The organism is Odoribacter lunatus (assembly GCF_943193135.1).
In the GTDB taxonomy this organism is placed as follows: Bacteria; Bacteroidota; Bacteroidia; order Bacteroidales; family Marinifilaceae; genus Culturomica; species Culturomica lunata.
On the sequence record NZ_CALPCZ010000022.1, the window covers coordinates 1 to 21,952 of the forward strand.

Here is a 21,952-nt window from a genome sequence, read left to right on the forward strand (position 1 = left end):
TGAGTGTGAAGTCATTCGGGTCTTCCGTCAGCGGATTATCCAATAACCAACCTTGCCAAAAATACTGTTTTGCCATAATTTTTCTTTTGTTTTAAAATGAATACTTATTTATATGTTACTAAGGAATTTACAAAAACAAGAAACACACCAAAATATCAACTTTTTTCTTGACCAAAAAAAACCTTCGTTTAAAATGGCTAATTTTCAAGTTCCAATACGCGCCCAAATTTTTTATCTCACTTTTTATAAAATTCTGATAACAAAAATGTTGCAGAATGAGATTATTTATTTACTTTTGCCGCCGCAGAAGGGAAAAAACGCCCATTTTAAACCAAGGTTTTTTTGGTTGGCGTTTTTCCAAGATGCTATAAATCAGAAAATTGCATCACCAAGTTAGCGTCGCCGGTGGGAGCTCCAAAGACTTCGCCGGCGCAATAAAAAAGCGGCAGGAATCCCCTGCCGCTTTTAAATGAAGAACGCCCCTCAAGCGGGCTGTTTAAATCTGCTTCAGCAGATTGATCATTTCGATGGCGGTTGTGACGGCTTCAAAGCCTTTGTTGCCCGCTTTCGTGCCGGCTCTTTCCACAGCCTGTTCGATGGAGTCGGTGGTCAGTATTCCGAAGATAACCGGAACACCCGTCCGCAGTCCCACCTGTGCCACGCCTTTCGTAGCTTCGTTGGCAACCATGTCAAAATGAGGCGTCGCCCCCCGGATGACTGCCCCCAGGCAGACAACGGCGTCGTATTTCCCGCTCTCTACCATTTTCTGCGCCGTCAAGGGTATCTCAAAAGCCCCCGGCACCCATGCCACCGTGATGTCCGCTTCTTCTCCCCCGTGACGTACGAAAGCGTCCACGGCACCCCCCAGCAGTTTACTCGTAATAAATTCATTGAAACGGCCGGCCACTATTCCGATCCGCTGTCCTTCCGCCAATAATTTTCCTTCCAAAGTTTTCATGGTATCCTATTTTTAAGTTTATACTTTCTTCCAATCATTTTTCACATGCAGGATGTGTCCCATTTTCTTGTATTTGGTATACATATAAAATTCGTTCTTTTCGTTACAGGTCATCTCAATCGGCTCCCGCCCCACAATCTCCAGCCCATAGCCGTCCAGTCCTTTCATCTTCAGCGGATTGTTCGTCATCAGAATCATTTTTCTCACACCAAGGTCCGCCAATATCTCGGCTCCCGTCCCGTACTCCCGCAAATCGGCCTTGAAGCCCAGCGCCAAATTCGCCTCCACCGTATCCATGCCGCCGTCCTGCAAATGGTAAGCCTTGAGTTTGTTTATCAAACCGATGCCCCGTCCCTCCTGGCGCATGTAAAGCAATACGCCCCTGCCGTTCTTCTCAATCCGCCGGAGCGCTTCCGCCAACTGTTCCCCGCAATCACAACGCAACGAGCCGAAAGCATCCCCCGTGAGGCATTCCGAATGCACCCGACACAACACCGGTTCCCCGTTCGCCACATCGCCTTTCACCAACGCCACATGGTGCTCGCCCGTAATCTTGTTCACATACCCGTATGCTTTGAATATACCGTATTTCGTCGGCATCTCCGCTTCCGTAACCCGCTCCACGAGGACTTCCGTCCGACGGCGGTAAGCTATGAGGTCCGCCACCGTAATGATTTTCAATCCATGCTGCCGGGCAAAAGCCAGCAATTCCGTCGTGCGCATCATCGTGCCGTCCTCCCGCATAATCTCACAGCACAATCCGCATTCTTTCAACCCCGCAATCCGCATCAAATCCACCGTCGCCTCGGTATGCCCCATCCGCTCCAACACGCCTCCCGCTTTCGCTTCCAGCGGGAACATGTGCCCCGGCCGACGGAAATCCGAAGGCTTGGCATCCTCCTCCACGCATTTCATCGCCGTTACCGACCGCTCCAATGCCGAAATTCCCGTTGTCGTGGAAATATGGTCAATAGACACAGTAAACGCCGTCGCGTGGTTGTCCGTATTGTGGGCGACCATCTGCTGCAAATCCAGCTTCTCCGTCAGCGCCCGGCTCATCGGCATGCAAATCAGCCCCTTGGCATAAGAAGCCATAAAATTCACATTCTCCAGTGTAGCGAATTCGGCGGCGCAAATCAAATCCCCCTCGTTCTCCCGGTCGGGATCATCCACCGTCACAATAATCTTTCCGGCCTTCAAATCGGCCACCGCCTCCTCGATTGTATTAAATTTCACTTCTTCCATCTTATCTGTTTTATTCATTATTTTCTCCTTAAAATCCGTGTTCTTTCAGGAACTCCACAGACAGTCCCTGCCGCTGCGTTCCCGTCAGTTTCTCTACATAGCGGGCTATCATGTCGTTTTCCAAATTGACCGTATCGCCCGTCTTTTTCTTAATCAGCGTCGTTTCCTGCTGCGTATGGGGAATCACCGACACTTTGAACATCGTTTCGCCGACATACGCCACCGTCAGGCTCACCCCGTCAATGGCGATGGAGCCTTTTTCAATGACATAGCGCAATATCGATTCCGGCGCGCTTACGGCAATCCATATCGCCGTATCGTCCCGTTCCAGGCTCAAAATCCGCCCCGTGCCGTCCACATGCCCCGCCACAAGATGCCCTCCCAAACGGGCATTCAGACAAAGCGCCCGTTCCAGATTCACCGCATCTCCCGGACGCAGCAGCCCCAAATTACTCCGGTGCATCGTCTCGGGCATCACATCCGCCCGGAATCCCTTGCCCGTCTTCTCCGTCACCGTCAGGCATACCCCGTTTGTCGCGATACTGTCCCCGACATTCGTTCCCTCCATCACCCGGCTTGCCTCAATCTCCAGCACCACACTGCGGCTGCCCCGCGTGATGCTCCCGACTTTACCCACTTCTTCTATGATTCCCGTAAACATATCAATATACCTTATATGAAAAACTCTTTTTGTCTTCCCACGGCAGCACCCTCGCCCGCAACAGAATATCCTTCCCGAATTGCTCTATCTGCCAGTCACCCAATTCCATCGCCTCGTACATCTTTTCCCAACCCGTTCCTTCGAGCGGCGTTTTAGCATCCCGTCCCCCTATCAGTTTGGGCGCAATAAACGTACACACCTCATCCACCAGTCCCTGCCGCAGAAAGCTGTAATTCAGCTCCCCCCCGCCCTCCAGCAAAATGGAGTCGATACCCATCTCTCCCAACACCCGCATCAATTCCTCCAAATCCACCCGTCCCTCCTTTGCCTCACAGCGCAATATCTCGATACCCAACCGTTCCAGTGCCTCCTGCCTTTCCTTGTCGGCCTGGGGCGTGCATACGACAATCGTCCGGTACGTACGCGCCGTCGCCACCAGACGGCTGTTGAACGGCATCCGCAGATTGGAATCCACCACCAGACGCACCGGCTGTCGCACCTCTCCCTCCAACCGGCAATTCAACAACGGGTCGTCGGCCAATACCGTACCGATACCCACCATGACGCCCATAAACTCCCGTCTGAAATGGTGCACCCGCTCCCGCGCTTCCTCCCCCGTTATCCATTTGGAGTCTCCGGTACACGTGGCTATCTTCCCGTCCAGCGTCATCGCCGTCTTCAACACCACCCACGGCCTGCGGGTGGTAATATATTTCAAAAACACTTTATTCTGTTCCTTCAACTCCTCCTCCAACACACCGGTAACAACTTCTATTCCCTCCTTCTGCAACAATTCGATGCCTTTCCCCGCCACCAACGGATTCGGATCGGTTATCCCGATTACCACCCGCGCAATCTTGCTTTTGATAATCACTTCCGTGCACGGAGGCGTCTTACCGAAATGACAGCAAGGCTCCAGCGTCACATACATCGTCGCTCCCTCTACGCTTTCCCTGCACTCTTTGAAAGCGTTCCGCTCCGCATGCAAATCCCCGTAATATTCATGCCATCCCTCCGCAATTATCCTATCGTCCTTCACAAGCAACGCCCCGACCATCGGGTTGGGATTCACCCATCCCCGGCCTCTCTCCGCCAGTTCCATGGCATACTTCATATATTTCAGGTCAATCTTTTCTTGCTTTTTCATAACTTTTATCCAACAAAATACCCCGGACAATATGTCCGGGGTCTATATAGTCATTACTCTTGTACGCTTGCGTACCGCTTTTCTTCTTTCATCCGGACTATTACCGTCGGTACCGGATTTTCACCGGTTCAATCCCGAAAAACGGGAGTCGCGGACTGTCACCGCCGGTAGGGAATCTCACCCTGCCCCGAAGAATTGTCATTTACGCCGCAAAAGTAAATATTATTCCACAAAAAACAATATAAAAGAAAGTATCTCCGGAAAAAAGTATAATTTTGGCCTCCGGAATTCTAAAAAACTTACATTATGTACGGAAAATTTCAAGACTATCTAAAAACTGAAATCCAGTCAATAAAGGATGCCGGTTTGTACAAAAACGAACGGCTTATCGCTACGCCTCAGGGGGCAGAAATCAAACTGACCACAGGCGAAACCGTGTTGAACTTCTGCGCTAACAACTATCTGGGATTGTCTTCCGACCCCCGGGTGATTGAAGGTGCCAAAAAAGGACTGGATGCCCGCGGATACGGTATGTCATCCGTTCGCTTCATCTGCGGAACGCAAGATATACACAAAGAATTGGAAGCCAAGATTTCCAAGTTCTTCGGTACGGAAGACACCATTCTTTACGCCGCTTGCTTCGATGCAAACGGAGGTGTTTTTGAACCGTTGTTCTCACAGGAAGATGCCATTATTTCCGACGAACTGAACCACGCTTCCATTATCGACGGCGTACGTCTTTGCAAGGCCGTACGTTACCGTTACAAACACGCTAATATGGAAGACCTGGAAGAGCAGTTGAAAATTTCTCAGGCACAACGCTTCCGCATTATCGTAACCGACGGTGTATTCTCTATGGACGGCGACATCGCCCGCCTGAAAGAAATATGCGACCTGGCAGATAAATACAACGCTCTCGTTATGGTGGATGACAGCCACGCTGCCGGATTCATCGGCAAGACAGGCCGCGGCTCTGCCGAACACAACGGAGTCATGGACCGCGTAGACATCTTCACCGGTACGCTCGGTAAAGCTTTGGGCGGCGCCATGGGCGGTTATACCACCGGTAAAAAAGAAATCATCGAAATGCTTCGCCAACGTTCCAGACCTTATTTGTTCTCCAATTCCCTGTCTCCGGCAATCTGCGGTGCCTCTATCGCCGTATTCGACATGTTGAGCGCCAGCACGGAATTAAGAGACCGCGTTATGGAAAATGCGGAATATTTCCGGAATAAACTGACGGAAGCCGGATTCGACCTGAAACCGTCCGAATCGGCCATCTGCGCCCTGATGCTGTATGATGCAGTTCTTTCACAACAATTCGCTGCCGAGTTGCAGAAAGAAAATATCTACGTAACCGGTTTCTACTATCCGGTTGTACCGAAAGGACAAGCCCGCATCCGCATCCAGTTGTCCGCAGCTCACACCCGTGAACAACTCGACCGAGCTATCGCCGCATTTATCAAAATCGGCAAGAAACTGAACGTTATTAAATAACATCTATTTTCATCAACCACCGATAAGGCTGTATCAAAATTAATTTTGGTACAGCCTTTCATTATAACTGCATTATGAAAACATCCCTATTTATTACTTCCCTCATCCTTTTGAACACGCTTTTTTACGGCTGTGGTTCTTCCCCAAAAGAGGAGTGGAAATTGGTCTGGGAAGATTCTTTCACTCAAAACGGCGTGCTGGACACTACCGTGTGGAGTAAGATTTCCAGAGGCCCGTCCGACTGGAATAACTATATGAGCTCTTTTGACTCCTGCTATGAAGTAAAAAACAGTAACCTTATCCTATACGGCATAAGAAATACTACCCAATGCCAGGACACGGCGCCCTATCTGACAGGCGGCGTCTACACCAAAGGTAAAAAGACCTTCACAGAAGGCAAACTTGAAATCCGGGCAAAATTGGGCGCCGTGACAGGAGCCTGGCCCGCAATCTGGATGTTGCCTGAAAATGCCCCCTGGCCGACAGGCGGAGAAATCGACATCATGGAGCACCTCAATTTTGATACGATTGTCTACCAGACGACACACTCTCATTACTCCCACACCCTCGGCATTAAAGACAATCCGAAAAACGGCGCTACAGCTGTCATCAATCCAGAAGATTACAACATTTACGGCGTGGAGCTATATCAGGACAGCCTGGTGTTCTCCGTCAATCGGCAACACGTATTCACCTATCCCCGGATAGAAACGGACCAACCGGGACAATTCCCGTTTGACAGGCCTTTTTATCTCCTCATAGATATGCAGCTTGGAGGAAACTGGGTCGGAAAAGTGAATCCCGATGAATTACCGGTAAAAATGGAAGTCGATTGGGTAAGATTTTATAAAAAGCAATAGTCCACGAGCCTATTGTACCAATTCGTCCACTAATTTTTCAAAAAAACCTTTATAAGAAGAGAGGTTGATCTTACCGGTCAATCTCTCTTTTCTTTCCATATCGGCCGCCGCCACGGCAAACCAGCGGGCAGCCTTGAAACGTATGGATTTATCAAGACAGTTTTCATTAATCTTTACCCCCCAGCCATACAATTCGGCTTCGGAGATTTTCTCTTCATTCCACCGTTCTTCCGCCAATTCGGTGTAAGTACGCCAATCCCCTGTTTTCTCAGCCGCATCCATGCGGGCTGCTCTGGCAATGATACGCCAGCCATCCACTTTTTCTTTCTTTAATCCTTTCACATACTCCTTGAAAGCCAGTTCATCGAAGCGCCATCCCTCATCGGTTTCCTGTACAAAATCACCCGCTCCCGCCTGCCATATCTCCCGTATCTTACGTTCCACCGCTTCCTGTCCGTACAATGTCCCCAGTTCCGCACGATGCACCCTGACATACAAAAACAACTCTGAACGAGCATCGGTTACATACGTCCTGTACAATTCCCAATATTTCGCTTTCCGCAACGAGTCGCCACCCAAGCCGGAAAGATAAGACGATGCCGCTTCTCCCGCCTGCTTCATTCGTCCCGCCCGTCCTGAAGTCCTTATATATTCTTCTATGAAATCGGCACTCCGCTCTCCTTGCCTGTATTTTTCACTCATAGCCTTCCATCCGTTCCCAGCCAAAACGCGCTGTGCCTCGCCGAGCAACTCTTCCGCCGATTCCACATTCACAATCTGATGCTGAATATTTCCCTCGGCATCTACAAAGCAAAAAAACTGATTCCCCGCGAGAGCATATTTTTCTTTTATCCGCCTGCCCTCCTCTTCCTGTACACTATAACTCCCGCTTACAAAATGCCTTTCCCAAAACTCCGCAACGCGAGGATCCCGCCATATTTTTTTCTCCAACTGCTTTCTCTCTGCACCCGTCAAAAAATACAAGTCAAGAAATACCCCCTTACCTTCCCGGGATGCCCGAACAAGCAATGAGTCAAAAGCGACTGTTTCAAAAACAACACCTTCCGCCTTTTTCAAAGCCGTCTTACCCATTTCGATAAATATCTCCTCATCCATGAGTCCCTCTGCGGCATGCACGATTTTTCCACTCTCATTGAGAAAAAAATAATACGGATAATGCAAATCCCCCGAAACAAATGTATCCGTGCGGACACTGATAAAATGACTGTTATAAAAATCTGCCACCTTGTCTAAATTCAATACATTTTTTTCCATGAACAAACAAGACCAACATGTATCCGTGCGTCCCATTACAAATAACAATTTTCCATCAGAATCAGCTTCCGCCAATAAGTTTTCCAATTTTCCTTCCCGAAAATCAACTGAACGGCTGTTATTTTTCCTGATTTCCGCCCGTCTTAGAGCTTCCCTACCCACTTCCAACAACTTATCCGCATTTCCACCTACTTCTTTCACCGGAACAGATTCCAACAAATCGCCATAGGGCATAAAAAAAGCATAGGCCGGCCACGGAGACATCAATAATTTCCGTTCAAAAAATTCATTGTCCACGGTCTGCATATTAATGGCTATACCGACAGTATTCCGCGACAGAAAAAGCCCAAGAGATTCATTTGAAAACAACTTCCGAACCCGCTGCTGTTCTTCCGGGGAAACTCCTACCACCGCAAAAACGATTTTTCGTTCCTTTAAAGCAACCCGGCTCGCTTCTTCCCACGTCATCGCAGTAATCAGAGGACTGACTTCCTGTGCTTGTGCTTGCCCCTTCCCTATTCCCAAAGAAAAAATAAGCAGGATAATCCATTTCATAACCACCACCCCTTTCGTTATTTACCATATTCCGCCCGCAGACAGCTTACCATTCCGGCTGCAAAACGGCGGGATGCTCCCGCTGCACCTAAACGGCGGTTGAGTTCATCATAATCAGACAACATCCGTTGTCTCTTCTCCCCATTCTCCAATATTTCCGAAAGTTCCGCCCGCAAGTTTTTAGCATTCAGTTTCTGCATCAGAAGTTCTTTTACAACTTCCCGACCCATAATCAAATTAACCAGCGATATGTACTTTACTTTCACAAAAACCTTAAACAAAAAGTAGCTTAAAGCCCCACCTTCTCCACTATAACACACAATTTCCGGTATTTTCAGAATAGCGGTCTCCAATGTAGCAGTTCCGGAAGTAACCAACGCCGCCGTTGCCTGCTGTAACAATCGGTATGTCCGACCATACACTACCGGAATGGCCCTCCCCCGCAAATAAGGGGCATAATCCTCCGCTGTCATAGAGGGCGCTCCTGCTATTACAAATTGATAATCGGGGAAACAATCAACCATTTCCAGCATTTTAGGCAATACATGCTTTAATTCCTGTTTGCGGCTTCCTGCCAACAAAGCTATAATCGGTTTGGAAGCAAGCCGATTGGAAGCGACAAATTCATCAAATGTCTCTTCTCTGTACGGACGTTCACAAATGGCATCCATCAACGGATTTCCCTCATAATAGACTTGATAATTATATTGCTTGTAAAAATCGACCTCAAAAGGGAAAATAACATACATGCGATCGATGTATTTCTTGATTTTCTTCACTCGCCCCGTATTCCACGCCCACAACTTCGGAGAAATATAGTAAAAGATTTTAATTCCGGCTTTCTTAGCCAAACGGGCTATCCTAAGATTAAAGCCGGCATAATCGACCAGAATCAACACATCCGGTTGCCACGCAATAATATCTTTACTGCACATACAGATGTTCTCTTTAATCCTCCCCAAATTCTTCAATACGGTAAGAAAGCCCATGATTGCCGTATCCTTGTAATGACGTACAATATCACACCCCGCCTCCCGCATCAAATTCCCCCCCCAACCCCGTACTTCGGCCGCCTTATCCTCTTCCCGCAGTCCCTTTATAAGATTGGAAGCATGCAAGTCACCCGATGCTTCTCCCGCTATAATATAATATCTCATAACTTTTAATTATAACTCCCCATATCTTAGCACGCAAAGGTAAAAAATACCCTCAAAATAATTACTTTTGCGCCCGAATTAAGTCAGAACAACATATATGATTCTCTCCGGGAAAAAAGCGGCATATATCACCTTGGGGTGTAAATTAAACTTTTCCGAAACATCCACAATACGGCATAGTTTGGAGAATGCAGGAGTAATAACCGTCAATGAAAAAGAAGAAGCCGACATATTTGTCATCAATACGTGTAGCGTCACCGACGTCGCCGAACGCAAAGGACGACAGGTTATCCGAAAAATCATTCACCATAATCCGGACGCCTATGTCGTTGTCGTAGGATGTTATGCTCAGCTCCGGGCAAAGGAAATCATGCAAATCGAAGGCGTCAACTTGGTATTAGGCGCCCATGAAAAATTCAAAGTAGAAGAATACTTACGCTTTTATGATGCTCGCCAACAACAAGAACCACATTCCTGTGATATTTTTAAATTAGGAAACTTTGACCTGGCTTGTTCTTTTGGTGACCGCACCCGATGCTTCCTCAAAATACAGGATGGTTGCGACTACTTTTGCAGTTATTGTACCATTCCCTATGCCAGAGGGAAAAGCCGAAGCGCCACAATCCGACAAGTTGTTGAGACGGCCAAGTCTGTTGCAACAAAAGGCGTCAAAGAAATTATTTTAACCGGAGTTAATACCGGTGACTTCGGAAGAGGCACCCAAGAGAATTTCTTTGAGCTCCTCCAAGCATTAGACAAAGTAGAAGAAATTGAGAGATTTCGTATTTCCTCTATTGAACCCAATTTACTTACGGACGACATCATTCATTTTATTGCAAATTCCGTCCGTTTCATGCCTCACTTCCACATCCCTCTTCAATCCGGAAGCAATGAAGTCCTTCGCCTAATGAAACGCCGGTATCCCAGAGAATTGTTTGCGGAAAAAATAAATACCATCAGAACCCTATTACCCGACGCATTCATCGGCGTTGATGTCATTGCCGGCATGAGAGGAGAAACCTTAGCGTATTTCGAGGATGCTTTTTCATTCATTTCCAAACTGGACATTTCCCGCTTACATGTATTCCCGTATTCCGAACGACAAGGAACGAAAGCACTTGAAATAAAAGAAATCGTCCCTCCTACGGAAAAACATCAAAGAGTAGAAGCTCTACTAAAATTATCCGAACAAAAACTAAATCAGTTTTACGCCCGATTCATTGGCAAAACCCGCAATGTTCTATTTGAAGAGCATCATGCCCAAGGGATGATTGGAGGATTTACAGACAATTACATCCGAATTGAAAAAGAATTTGACGCTTCATTAATCAACCAAATCGTACCGGTCACGATAACCCCAGAATTATTAGGAAAAGACTAACTTTTTCCTTCAACTAACAGTTTCCTCAATGTTTGAATTTTAGTCAAATTATTGTACTTTTGGAGGCCGTAATTATTTTTAACAATCATGAATATTTTCATTACAGGTACTGCCGGTTTTATAGGCTCATTTCTCGCTGAAGCTTTAGCAAAACAAGGCCATCAAATCTACGGTATCGATTCTATTAATGACTATTACGACATCAACCTAAAAAAAGCCCGGCTGAAAAAAGGCGGTATTCACAACCCGTCCTACAATCAGGAAATCACTTCCTCTACATTACCGAACTATCGTTTCAGACAAATAGATTTATGCGACAACGAACAGTTGGAAAATATTTTCCAAAACAATCATTTTGATTGCATCATTAACCTTGCCGCACAAGCCGGAGTACGGTACAGCCTCCAAAATCCCCAAGCCTATATCCATAGTAACATCGAAGGATTTATAAATTTATTGGAATGTTGCCGGCTCCATCAATGTTCCCACTTCATATATGCGTCGTCTTCATCCGTCTACGGCAACTCTTCACACACTCCTTTTAACGAAACAGAGCGAGTAGACCAGCCGATAAGCTTATACGCTGCTACAAAAAAAAGCAATGAACTTATGGCGTACACATATTCCCATCTATACGGAATTCAAACTATCGGGCTCCGTTTCTTCACCGTATACGGGCCCTACGGACGTCCGGACATGGCACCCATACTATTTGCCAACGCTATAAAAAACAAACAGCCTATACGTATTTTCAACAACGGCAATTTATCCCGCGATTTTACATACATTGACGACATTATCGAAGGAATTATAAAAATAACCGAACATCCCGAACAAGCGAGCCAAAATACAACCGATGCTCCGGCTGTAGTATATAACATCGGGCACGGCTCCCCCACTCCTCTCATGGAATTCATACATACCCTTGAAAAATACCTTAATCAAGAAGCACAAAAAGAATTCATCGAGATGCAACCGGGTGACGTTTATCAAACATGGGCAGACACCCGCAAATTAAAACAAGATTTCAAATACACGCCTTCCACACCTTTAGAAGAAGGAATAAAACAATTCACCGAATGGCATAAAAACTTTTATAAATAATACAAAATCATGTCACAATCAACTTTTTCACAATTTATGAATAAAGACCTCCTCAAAGTACCTATTCGTCTTTTTATGAAAGCAAAGGTCAATAGTGGAGTTATCTTACTTGTAGTGGCTGCTATCGCAATGATTATAGCCAACTCACCTTTCAGCAGTCAATACCATGCGTTACTTTCTCAGGAAGTTGTTCTTAGATTCGGCAACTTCAATCTCTTCCAAGCCCATGGACACAACATGAATCTGCTAGAGTTCATTAACGACGCATTGATGACAATATTCTTTTTTTCCGTAGGCTTGGAAATTAAACGCGAAACTCTCGTCGGTGAGTTATCCTCACTCCGCAAAGCTTTATTGCCTGTTATTGCAGCATGCGGAGGTATGATTCTGCCGGTTCTATTATTCTTCCTCATCAGTCCCAGCGGTGCAGCCGCCAAAGGCGCAGCCATTCCGATGGCGACAGATATTGCTTTCTCATTAGGAGTATTATCCCTATTAGGCAAAAAAGTACCCTTAAGTTTGAAAATCTTTTTAACAACTTTTGCTGTGGCCGACGATATTGGCGGCATTATTGTAATTGGAGTCTTTTACAGTAGTGGCATCATCCTAAAATATCTGCTTTGGTCTCTTTTGGTCATCGGTATTTTATACATCGGAAACAGATTGAATATTTATAGCAAACTATTTTACATCTTTTTCGGTGTTATCATTTGGTACCTATTCCTTAACTCAGGTATCCACCCCACGATAGCCGGAGTAATTGTAGCATTTACTGTTCCTGCTCGTCCTAAATTCGACTTAGCTCAATATTCAGAGGATCTCCGCGCTTGTATTGCTCGTCTCCCTGAAAAAATATACGGAAATCACATGCTAAGTAATACAGAACTGTCCATCTTAAAGCATATCGAATCAGCTTCCGATAAAGTCATCAGTCCTTTGCAATCCTTTGAGGACAATTTACATCCATTGGTTAATTACATTGTAATGCCTCTCTTTGCATTCGCTAACGCAAGTATTAACTTTAGCGGATTTAACTTAGATTCCCTCCAAGGAGTCACCACTACCTTGTTTTTATCACTAGTATTCGGCAAACTAATCGGTATATTCTCTTTCACATGGCTAGCCACCAAAAGCGGACTTCTGTCTATGCCTGAACGTATGAATAACCAATCACTTTTCGGTGTAGCCCTGTTAGGAGGTATCGGTTTTACAGTCTCGCTATTCATTGCCAATTTATCTTATGCAAACATTCCTGAAATTGGAGCAGAACTTTTAAATCAAGCCAAACTAGGAATCATTTCAGGCTCTGTATTCGCCGGGATATGTGGATATTCAGTTTTAAAACGAGTTCTTAAACCAGAAAACACTTAAGAAATCAACGAATCACGTATTTAAATCCCTAAATATTATTCAGAATTCTTTGTGTTTACTAAAAATCTATTTATATTTGCCCCGCAATTGGAGAGATGGCAGAGTGGTCGAATGCGGCGGTCTTGAAAACCGTTGAAGGGCAACTTTCCGGGGGTTCGAATCCCTCTCTCTCCGCGGAGATTTAAATAAAAGCCAAGAGAAACCCTGTAAATTAAAACCTTACAGGGTTTTTACTTTTCAGAGGAATAGCAAAAAATGGCAAAATTCGGTGACAGTCACAAACAAATTCGGTGACACTTTCACAATCCAGAAAAATGTCACCGATTTACGTGCAAATATTTCATTTTCACACTTTTGCAACATTCTGCATTCCGCTTGGTTCAACGACATTTCATACTTTTATCAACCCTAAAACAACTAAAAAAGTATGGAAAGAAGAACCTTTAAAATTCTATTTTTTATCAAAAAGACAAGAGTTTCAAGAAACGGAGAAGTTCCCGTATTGCTAAGGGTGACCGTAGACGGACTGCGTGCCGAAACGTCCATCAATCTGAAAGTAAATCCCGAATTATGGCACGCCTCCACGGGCAGGGTATCAGGCACAAACAGAAAATCCGAAGAGTTAAACAACACCTTGGATACCATTAAGCTGAAAGTCATGAAAATCTACCGGGAAATGGAATTTGACGGCATACGGATTACGGCAAAAGGAATCATCGAGAAATACCTGGGAAAGGATAAGAAATCACAGATGACCCTGCTTAAGGTATTCAAAGAGCACAATGAACGATGCGCCCTATTGGCTGGAAAAGACATGTCCCCTGCTACCGTAGAGCGTTACGAGACCAGCTTTCGGCATACCCGGGAATTTATCCGGGAGTGCTTTAACAAGGAAGATGTTCTCCTGGAGGAGGTAAATCACAAGTTCATAGTTGATTATGAATTCTTTTTGAAGACAAAGCGCAATTGTTGCCACAACACGGCCACCAAGTACTTAAAGAACTTTAAAAAGATTATCCGTATCGCCCTGGCTAACGAATGGATAAAAAAAGACCCGTTTGCCAACATCCGCTTTCATCTGGACGAAGTGGAGCCTGTATTTCTGGAAGACCATGAAATCAAAAAAATAATGGAGAAACCCATCAAGATTGAACGACTGGCAATAGTAAGGGATACGTTCATATTTTGTTGTTTCACTGGACTGGCCTTTTCGGATGTGAAAGGATTGAAGCGTGAGCATATCGCAATGGACAACAACGGTGCCTTATGGATTCGCAAACGCAGGCAAAAGACGAACAACATGTGCAACATCCCGTTGCTCGACATCCCCAGACGGATTTTGGAGAAATATAAAGACCACCCATCTTGCGTCAAGAACGGCACCTTGCTACCCGTCCCCTGCAATCAGAAGATGAATGCCTATCTGAAAGAGATTGCCGACATCTGTGGGATTGAAAAAGAGCTTAAGACGCATTCAGCCAGACACTCGTATGCGACGTCCGTATGTCTTGCCAACGGAGTATCCATTGAAAATGTCGCTAAAATGTTAGGACACTCCGACACCAAAATGACACGCCATTACGCCCAGATCTTGGATAAAAGCATTATGCGGGACATGACGGGTGTCAACGCAAAATTTTCGATGCAGGGATTAGAATAAACATGGAAAAGCAACAAAGATTAGACATTTCAACACGAATATCATGAATCGAGGAATCATAACAATCAGTGAAACGGGGACGTCCGGCATCGTGACCGCCCCCGTTTCACTGATTGTTATGATTCCTCGGTTCATAGACTCTTTATTTGATATTGTTATTTACTGTTGTCTGCTTTTTCGCTGGCAGGTTGTATCTTCCTGCGTTCCATCAGCTTGTCCATATCCTTGGAGATTTTATCATCGGTTATCCGTGCATACCCCTGCGTTGTCTGAATATTGGAATGCCCCATCATCTTGGCGATACTTTCTATCGGTATGTCCGCTGAAATCAAAAAAGTTCCGAAGCTATGCCGACTTTGATGGTAGGACAAGTTCTCCTCCTTCCCTATGATTACACCCAATTCATGAATCTCAAACCACAAGGCATCACGGCTGGGAAGCGGAAACACGGGCTGCTCGTCATCAGTCGTGTTATACATTGACAATATCTGTTCCGCTATGGGATGTAACGGGATGAACGCTTCCACCTTTGTTTTCTTGCGGTTGATACGGATGTAACGTCTGCTGTCCGCGTTCATACCGATATGGTGTGGATGCAGCAGTTTTATATCCACATATGCCAATCCGGTTAGGCAGGAGAAGATGAAAGCCCGCCTTGCAAGTTCCTGACGTTTGTCATACATCGGCGTAGCAAGAATCGTCTTGAACTCCTCACGGCTGATGTACCTGTGTTTTGCCTCCGGTTTGGGTTCATATTCCATATCCTCACAAGGGTTTGTACGGATAATTTCCTTATCGACAGCCAGATACAACAGACGGTTCAGCCAACACAGGCAATGGTTCGTTTGTGCAGCACCGAAGTTCTTGTTTTTCTTCAAAAACGCCTTGTAGGCCTTTCCGAAGTCCTCCGTAACCTCTTCGAGGGCGATATCCCTTTTCCCGGAAGAGACGAGAAAGTCCGTCAGGTATTTCTGGTAGTACATGGAGTGGCGATAGGAAGAGGTCGATTCTATTTTTTTGGAGTGTTTCTTCAGCCGTTCCCTTTCCCATTCTCCCATTTGCAAAAGGGTGGTAGGATGAATGTTGTTCAAGGTGATGTGGTTCTTCAATATCTCTGCACTGACCACGCCTTGCGATTTCAGTATCTTATTATAGGCTTCTTCTGTCAGTTGCAGATATTCCCGTAAGCGGTTGTTCTCCCTTATGGATTTAATCTCGTTTTTCTTACTACTCCAATCTTTCGGCCGGCAATAAATTCCTGTACTTACGACAGTCTGCTTTCCGTCAACAGTTATACGGCACAGTACGGCAGTTGTACCGTCAGCCTTTACCTTGCTGCGGTTAATGTAGGGTAATAATGAGAATGTGCTTCGCATATTGTTTCCTGTATTAAATGGTTAGTCTGAAATCTCCGGTGGCTTCTATGAATTTGTCCATGTCCTCAAAAAGTTTTTTGGGACTGACGCGGGCATATAACTGCGTGGTGGATATGTCGGAATGTCCCAGCATCCTGCTGATGGTCTCAATCGGCACGCCCGCTTCGAGCGTAATCAGTGAGGCGAAGCTATGCCGGGCCTGATGATAGCACAAGTCATCCTTTATGCCCGCCAATGCCGCCAACGCTTTCATATGCCGTTTCATGTTTGAATGATAAATTGTCGGGAAGAGCGTTTTACGTGTTTCGTCCTTGTATTTTTCAAGCAGGGTCAACGCTTCGGGAAGGAGCTTCACGCTCGCCCGATGCTCGTTTTTCTTTCGGCGGTATTTTAGCCATAGCGCTCCGTCCTCGTCCGTAAACAGGTTTTCATTCGTAATGGAAACCACATCGGCATAGGATACTCCCGTATAACAGGCAAACAGGAAAAGGTCGCGTGCCAGTATATGCGTTTTCCTGTACGGGGGTATTTCCACGTCACGGATTTTCTCGAACGATTCCCGACTCAATGCCCGTGGGGTGTGTTCCGATTGTTTAGGCAGGACAAAATGCTGGAAATGGCATTTTTCCGAATATCCTTTCTTGTAAGCAAGACGGCATATCTTCTTCAGGATGGCAAGATGATGGCGGACAGTATCAACTGCATAGCCTTTGTTTTCCATGGCAAATGCCTGATAGTCGTGGATGAACTGTTCCGTCAACTGTCCGAATGCCATATCCTTGACCCGGTATTTGGTTTCGATGAACTCTCCGAGCGTCAGGCGCATATAGTGATAGGAGGGATAAGTGCCTTTCGCCCGGTCTATGCCGATACGCGCCTTGAGGTCGGCACATACGGCGTCGGTCATTTTCATGAGGGTCACCTGCGTTTCCATGCTGCCTTGAAAAAGGTCTTTTACGTCGGTGGCGTTGAAATCGGTCTTGCGGGACACGAGGCTGTCGAAAGCCGTATTCACTGCCAAAAGCAACTTTTCTATTTTGGAATTCACTTCGATGGCCTCTCTGCTTTTGCCGTTCAGGCGGCTTTCTCGGGGATTCCATAAATCGGGCGTACAAGAAAATTTACAACTGAATTGCGCCATTGTCCGGTTCACGGTGATACGTCCCATGACGGGAGCCTTGCCCGACTTGTTCAGTCCGCTCCTTCTAAGGTAGAGCAATACCTTGAATTTTTCTACTTTCATACGCTTATAGTTTTGTTGACAATATTAAGTTGTCCATAAGCGTTCTTCGATAAGCAAAATACTGTGTATGAGCGTAAACAAAACAGTGAGAAATTCTTTTTATTGCCCGGAGTTACCTGTTCATGTTTCGGTAGCTGCCTGGCTAATGGTTTGGTAACTGAACGACCTCAATATTCCGTTGTCATTTGCATTTTTATCACTTGGCAAAATACTGAACTGTCGCTCATTTTAAACGACTTACGTTTTATCTTTACCTGTCCGCTTTTCCTTGCATACCCTAACACTTTCCATACTGCCCGCCACACTTTCGCCACGATGATGCTGACACTTGGAGCAGATCTATATACCACTTCGAAGTTGCTCGGTCATGCCGATGTGAAAATGACACAGGTGTACGCTAAAATCATCAATCAGAAAAAGGACGATGCGGTCAATTTGGTAAACGGATTGTTCGATTAGTCTAATGTAAATCGTAGCATTGTTGAGTGCTATAAAATGGTACTGTTTCCATATCTGCATATGGCCAAATTTAGGTTTACTTTAATCCGGGTACGTATAGGAAAAAAACAAAGTAAAGTGATTATAATGGCATAAATCATATTGACCACCACAAACTATTTTTATAGTGTTGGGTGGTCAATATTTTGTAGGTAGCCAAATCATTATTGAATGGCTACTTCCTCAATTCGTTTCTGTATTCTCTACCTCCACCCCATGAACATGCGGGCCGTTTCGGCGTCGTGGTGGTCGAAGAAAAGACTTTTGCCCGTGTCGAGTGTGGCGATGGCAGCCATATCTTCGTCGGAGAGCACGAAGTCGAAAATGTCGATGTTCTGCTGCATCCGCTCGATGTGGGTCGATTTGGGGATAATGACAACGCCGCGCTGGATGAGCCAGCGCAGGGCGACCTGCGCCACCGATTTGTCGTATTTGTGACCGATTTCGGTCAGCAGCGGATTGGTAAATAAATTGTTGCGTCCTTCGGCGAACGGTCCCCACGACATGATGCGCGTGCCGAACTCCTCCATGATTTTCTGCGCTTCAATCTGCTGGTCGAACACATGCGTTTCGACCTGATTGACCGCCGGAACTATTTCCATGTTGCTGGCCAAGTCGATGAAGTGATCGGGATAGAAGTTCGAAACACCGATGGCGCGGAGTTTTCCTTCCTTATATGCCTCCTCCAATGCGCGGTATGCCCCGTAGCGGTCGCAGAAGGGCTGGTGCAGTAGCATCAGGTCGATGTAGTCGGTCTGCAAGCGGCGCAGGCTCTCGTCGATGGAGGCTTTGGCCTTTTCGTAGCCGTAGTTGGAGATCCAGACTTTCGACACGAGGAAAATCTCTCCGCGGTCGATGCCGCTGCGGCGCACGGCGTTACCCACGCCCTCTTCGTTATGGTAGGCCTGCGCCGTGTCAATCATGCGGTAGCCGACGCTCAGGGCATCCGCAACGCAGCGCTCGCATTCGGCGGGCGAAACCTGATAGACGCCGTAACCCATCTGAGGCATCTCGACGCCGTTGTTCAATTTCACAGTTTGCATATTTTCTGTTGTTTTTATTCGACAATACCGATATTGCGCAACCACGTTGCGATGGTTTGTTCGTTGATTCGTCCGCTCGTCAGTCCCTCGCCGGTCAGATGTGCGGCATCGGGCGTAAGCTCCACGATGCGTGCCAGCGTTTCATCGCGGTAGGTAGCGGCATAGGTGCAGAACGGTACGACGGTCTTGCCCTTGAAATCGTAGCTTTCCGAGAATGTGTTGATAATCATCGGAGCCGTGTGCCACCACACGGGACAGCCGATGAACACCGTGTCATAGTCCGCCCAGTTCTCTACGGTAGAGACAATGGCCGGGCGAGCATCGGTATCGCGTTCTTCGAGAGCGACCTCGGTGCAGGGCGTGTACTCGGTCGGATAGGGAACGACGGGCTCGATGCGGAATACGTCGGCTCCGGTCTGACGGACAATCTCCTGCGCCATGCGCTGCGTTGTGCCACCCCAGCTGAAATAGGTAACGAGGATTTTGCGACTGCCGGACGGAGTATCGGGATCGTCGCCCGGCTGCTGAGGTTCGTCGGGAGTCTCCGGTTCGTCAGGATTGTCGGGAGTCTCTTCGCCGCCGTCATCCGGAGCTTCGGGCGTTTCGATTTCCGGTGTTTGGGGTTCGTTTTCATCTTCGGGCAAGCAGGCGCCGAATGCCATGACGGCCGCAGCCATCATCAGATAAATCAGATACTTTTTCATGTCATTTTTTTAATACGTTATCAAAAATTTATCGTTTTATATTCCCCGGATAGCCGGGTTTGACCGGAATCCGGTTGTCGTCCATCGCCGCATTCAAGGCAAGCCACGCAACAATGGCAGCATTTACTTTCAAATCATCCAATGAAAGACGTTCGTAAGTATCCATTGATGTATGATAAGTACGGAAATATTCCAATGGGTCCTGTATAAACTGATAAGCTGGAAGTCCCAGTCGAGAAAAAGTTACATGATCTGTACTGCCTACTTTAATCGGAGACAGTGTTCCGAAGCCAAAAGAAGCAAACGGTTTGCTCCATGCTTCAAAAAACGGGACTGCCTGATCGTTTTCTTCCAGATAGACGCCACGAAATCGGCCAGAGCCAAAATCCATATTCAGATAGAGGGCGAATTGCTCATAGCCAGACAAAGCGTTGTTTTTTGCGTCATCATAGAGGTAACGGGTTGCATACCCACGCGAACCATATAGACCTTGTTCCTCTCCACCCCATAATGCCAGACGAATGGTTCGCCGCGGTGAAATTCCCAGTGTATGAATGATTCGCATCGCTTCCATCATCACAATACAGCCGGCAGCATTGTCCGCTCCGCCCGTTCCTCCATGCCATGAATCGAGATGCGCTCCGATAAGCACCACTTCGTTTTTCAACTTATTATCGCTTCCGGGGATTTCCGTAATGATGTTGTTTATCTTTCGGTTGTCGGTAAATACATTTCGGATGTCGAGTTCCATTTCCACCTTTTCTCCGGCAGCTATCAGACGTACCATGCGACCGTGATCTTCGATCGGAAGAATCAGTTCCGGCAGTGGTTCAGGGTGGCCGGATTTGTAATCCACCCCACGGGAGCTGGGAACATTGAAGACGCCGCTGCCACTGACTATTGCTAAAGCACCTTCTTCTTTCAATAGCGAATCAATGGCTCGTTGCAATTCCTGTTGTGTCCTGTCACTCGAACGAGAAGTCCAACGACGACCTGTCGGACGGGAATCTTTCTCCATCTCTGCCAATTGTTCATCGGTGTATCGACTGGCTTGGGGTTTGAAAGATATCTCATAGGTCTGTTGTACAGGCATCAAGACAATCTTTCCCTTCAACCTGTCCCGATACTGTTCAAGATCCGGTTTGCTTTTTACATCCATGACGATACATTCACCCTTGACTAACCCCTCCGTACTGCCTGACCATGCTTTGGGTGTGGCTGCAAAGCTACAGTAATAGGGAACGGTCATGGCGGCATAATTTTTCTCATTGTCCCATCCGCCTTTGTCGAACTCGGCAGCAAAATCGAGCCGGGGGTTCGCCAGTCCCCACTCATTCAGTTTGTCCAATACCAGGCGTTCCGCTCGCAGTTTCATTCGCGATGCCGCAAGGCGCGGACCGAGTTCGTCTGTCATGAATTGCGACAACTCGTCCACTCGTGAATGGTGAAATGCTTCCTCTTTTACCAAGTAGGCGACATTTTCGGGCAGACAAGTTTGCGCATGCAGGCTTGTTGCCATACAGACGGCTGCAATGCCCGTGAATATTCGTTTTACCATTTTACTTCATTTATAATTATTACCTCTGCTATTCTATGATATGTATCGTGCGCAACCAATCTTTCACTTCTTTCGTATCTCTTTCTTTGACTGGCAAACCTCTGGGATGAATGGAGCCGGGTGTGAGCTCCACTATTTTAAGCAGCGTTTCTTCCGGAAACATATTTGCATACGAACAAAACGGGACGACGATTTTTCCCGTGAAATCATATCCTTCGTTTTCTAAGAATGACCATACAGGCATAGGAGCCGTATGCCACCAGACCGGACAACCAACGAAAATGACATCATAGCGATCGAAGTCTTCTATTTTGCCGGCAAGCAATGGCCGAATGTCGTTGTCTCGTTCTTCTTTGGCTTCATCGGCACATTTTCTGAATTCATCGGAATAAGGGGTTGCCCGCTCAACACAAAACAAAGTTCCTCCGGTCTGTTCGGCAATTGTTTCTGCAATACATCGGGTATTACCACTCCGACTGAAATATGCGACAAGAATGGTTCTGCTTGTATCACACGCAATCGTATCGGCTTCATATAACGGAACCTTTGAACCTGTGAAGTGATTGCAACCAAACAGGCACTGTAACACACAAAGAACGGACAAGGACCGCACTATACAACTTGGTTTCATATTTTGTTCCTTTGTTTCACTCAGTTAT

19 protein-coding genes, 1 tRNA gene, 1 pseudogene and 1 riboswitch are annotated in these 21,952 nt (G+C 46.5%); of the genes and pseudogenes, 9 read left to right on the top strand and 12 right to left on the bottom strand.

What is annotated here, in order from left to right:
* Positions 1 to 112 precede the first annotated feature (112 nt).
* On the top strand, positions 113 to 397 hold the full coding sequence (locus NFR61_RS08530; protein ID WP_251623068.1) for a hypothetical protein: 285 nt from the start codon (positions 113 to 115) through the stop codon (positions 395 to 397).
* A 99-nt stretch (positions 398 to 496) separates the two neighbouring features.
* Here NFR61_RS08530 and ribH read toward each other — a convergent pair whose 3' ends face one another.
* From ribH to ribD, 4 genes are read right to left on the bottom strand one after another with little or no spacing between them, the layout of a single operon-like run.
* Positions 497 to 958, bottom strand: coding sequence for a 6,7-dimethyl-8-ribityllumazine synthase (gene ribH / locus NFR61_RS08535; RefSeq protein WP_251623070.1), 462 nt, complete (start codon positions 956 to 958; stop codon positions 497 to 499).
* 18 nt (positions 959 to 976) lie between these two features.
* Positions 977 to 2,203, bottom strand: a complete 1,227-nt coding sequence (locus tag NFR61_RS08540) for a bifunctional 3,4-dihydroxy-2-butanone-4-phosphate synthase/GTP cyclohydrolase II (RefSeq protein ID WP_251623144.1) — start codon at positions 2,201 to 2,203, stop codon at positions 977 to 979.
* 28 nt (positions 2,204 to 2,231) lie between these two features.
* Positions 2,232 to 2,864 carry a riboflavin synthase gene (locus tag NFR61_RS08545; RefSeq protein ID WP_251623072.1) on the bottom strand — a complete coding sequence of 211 codons (633 nt, stop codon included), beginning with the start codon at positions 2,862 to 2,864 and terminating at the stop codon, positions 2,232 to 2,234.
* Position 2,865: 1 nt separating this feature from the next.
* Positions 2,866 to 4,011 carry a bifunctional diaminohydroxyphosphoribosylaminopyrimidine deaminase/5-amino-6-(5-phosphoribosylamino)uracil reductase RibD gene (ribD, locus tag NFR61_RS08550; protein ID WP_251623074.1) on the bottom strand — a complete coding sequence of 382 codons (1,146 nt, stop codon included), beginning with the start codon at positions 4,009 to 4,011 and terminating at the stop codon, positions 2,866 to 2,868.
* A gap of 76 nt (positions 4,012 to 4,087) precedes the next feature.
* A riboswitch (FMN riboswitch) is annotated at positions 4,088 to 4,210 on the bottom strand.
* Between the two features lie 107 nt (positions 4,211 to 4,317).
* Here ribD and kbl point away from each other — a divergent pair.
* Entirely contained in the window at positions 4,318 to 5,508 is a 1,191-nt protein-coding gene (kbl, locus tag NFR61_RS08555) for a glycine C-acetyltransferase (RefSeq protein ID WP_251623076.1), read from the top strand.
* A 74-nt stretch (positions 5,509 to 5,582) separates the two neighbouring features.
* The gene (locus NFR61_RS08560; protein WP_251623078.1) at positions 5,583 to 6,368 is read left to right on the top strand and encodes a glycoside hydrolase family 16 protein; all 786 of its coding nucleotides are present in this window, start codon (positions 5,583 to 5,585) and stop codon (positions 6,366 to 6,368) included.
* Between the two features lie 9 nt (positions 6,369 to 6,377).
* Here the strand turns inward: NFR61_RS08560 and NFR61_RS08565 are convergent, their stop codons facing one another.
* Both NFR61_RS08565 and lpxB read right to left on the bottom strand, forming a co-directional pair.
* Positions 6,378 to 8,198, bottom strand: a complete 1,821-nt coding sequence (locus NFR61_RS08565; protein WP_251623081.1) for a thioredoxin domain-containing protein — start codon at positions 8,196 to 8,198, stop codon at positions 6,378 to 6,380.
* A 17-nt stretch (positions 8,199 to 8,215) separates the two neighbouring features.
* Positions 8,216 to 9,355 (bottom strand): lipid-A-disaccharide synthase, encoded by a 1,140-nt coding sequence (gene lpxB / locus NFR61_RS08570; protein WP_251623083.1) that lies wholly within the window; start codon positions 9,353 to 9,355, stop codon positions 8,216 to 8,218.
* Positions 9,356 to 9,452: 97 nt separating this feature from the next.
* On the opposite strand from lpxB, the gene mtaB reads away from it, so the two are divergent.
* The 5 genes from mtaB (at position 9,453) to NFR61_RS08595 (ending at position 14,871) form a co-directional block, all read left to right on the top strand.
* Positions 9,453 to 10,736 carry a tRNA (N(6)-L-threonylcarbamoyladenosine(37)-C(2))-methylthiotransferase MtaB gene (gene mtaB / locus NFR61_RS08575; RefSeq protein ID WP_251623091.1) on the top strand — a complete coding sequence of 428 codons (1,284 nt, stop codon included), beginning with the start codon at positions 9,453 to 9,455 and terminating at the stop codon, positions 10,734 to 10,736.
* An 87-nt stretch (positions 10,737 to 10,823) separates the two neighbouring features.
* Positions 10,824 to 11,840, top strand: a complete 1,017-nt coding sequence (locus tag NFR61_RS08580) for an NAD-dependent epimerase/dehydratase family protein (RefSeq protein WP_251623092.1) — start codon at positions 10,824 to 10,826, stop codon at positions 11,838 to 11,840.
* A 36-nt stretch (positions 11,841 to 11,876) separates the two neighbouring features.
* Entirely contained in the window at positions 11,877 to 13,211 is a 1,335-nt protein-coding gene (nhaA, locus tag NFR61_RS08585; RefSeq protein ID WP_251623146.1) for a Na+/H+ antiporter NhaA, read from the top strand.
* Between the two features lie 89 nt (positions 13,212 to 13,300).
* Positions 13,301 to 13,385: transfer RNA gene (locus tag NFR61_RS08590), tRNA-Ser, on the top strand.
* A gap of 253 nt (positions 13,386 to 13,638) precedes the next feature.
* Positions 13,639 to 14,871 (top strand): site-specific integrase, encoded by a 1,233-nt coding sequence (locus NFR61_RS08595; RefSeq protein WP_251623094.1) that lies wholly within the window; start codon positions 13,639 to 13,641, stop codon positions 14,869 to 14,871.
* Between the two features lie 155 nt (positions 14,872 to 15,026).
* Here NFR61_RS08595 and NFR61_RS08600 read toward each other — a convergent pair whose 3' ends face one another.
* Together NFR61_RS08600 and NFR61_RS08605 are read right to left on the bottom strand one after the other, a co-directional pair.
* A complete protein-coding gene (locus NFR61_RS08600) occupies positions 15,027 to 16,247 on the bottom strand; it encodes a site-specific integrase (RefSeq protein WP_251623096.1) in 1,221 nt (406 codons plus the stop codon).
* 13 nt (positions 16,248 to 16,260) lie between these two features.
* The gene (locus NFR61_RS08605) at positions 16,261 to 17,490 is read right to left on the bottom strand and encodes a site-specific integrase (protein ID WP_251623098.1); all 1,230 of its coding nucleotides are present in this window, start codon (positions 17,488 to 17,490) and stop codon (positions 16,261 to 16,263) included.
* A 282-nt stretch (positions 17,491 to 17,772) separates the two neighbouring features.
* On the opposite strand from NFR61_RS08605, the pseudogene NFR61_RS11195 reads away from it, so the two are divergent.
* Positions 17,773 to 17,949, top strand: a pseudogene (locus NFR61_RS11195) (tyrosine-type recombinase/integrase); the annotation flags it as partial.
* Between the two features lie 242 nt (positions 17,950 to 18,191).
* Here the strand turns inward: NFR61_RS11195 and NFR61_RS08615 are convergent.
* Genes NFR61_RS08615 through NFR61_RS08630 form a run of 4 tightly spaced genes read right to left on the bottom strand, consistent with a single transcriptional unit; the run spans position 18,192 to position 21,924 of the window.
* The gene (locus NFR61_RS08615; RefSeq protein WP_251623102.1) at positions 18,192 to 19,031 is read right to left on the bottom strand and encodes an aldo/keto reductase; all 840 of its coding nucleotides are present in this window, start codon (positions 19,029 to 19,031) and stop codon (positions 18,192 to 18,194) included.
* A gap of 14 nt (positions 19,032 to 19,045) precedes the next feature.
* Entirely contained in the window at positions 19,046 to 19,735 is a 690-nt protein-coding gene (locus NFR61_RS08620; protein WP_251623104.1) for a flavodoxin, read from the bottom strand.
* 28 nt (positions 19,736 to 19,763) lie between these two features.
* Positions 19,764 to 21,293, bottom strand: a complete 1,530-nt coding sequence (locus NFR61_RS08625; protein WP_251623106.1) for a M20/M25/M40 family metallo-hydrolase — start codon at positions 21,291 to 21,293, stop codon at positions 19,764 to 19,766.
* Positions 21,294 to 21,321: 28 nt separating this feature from the next.
* A complete protein-coding gene (locus tag NFR61_RS08630; protein WP_251623108.1) occupies positions 21,322 to 21,924 on the bottom strand; it encodes a flavodoxin in 603 nt (200 codons plus the stop codon).
* Between the last annotated feature and the right edge of the window lie 28 nt (positions 21,925 to 21,952).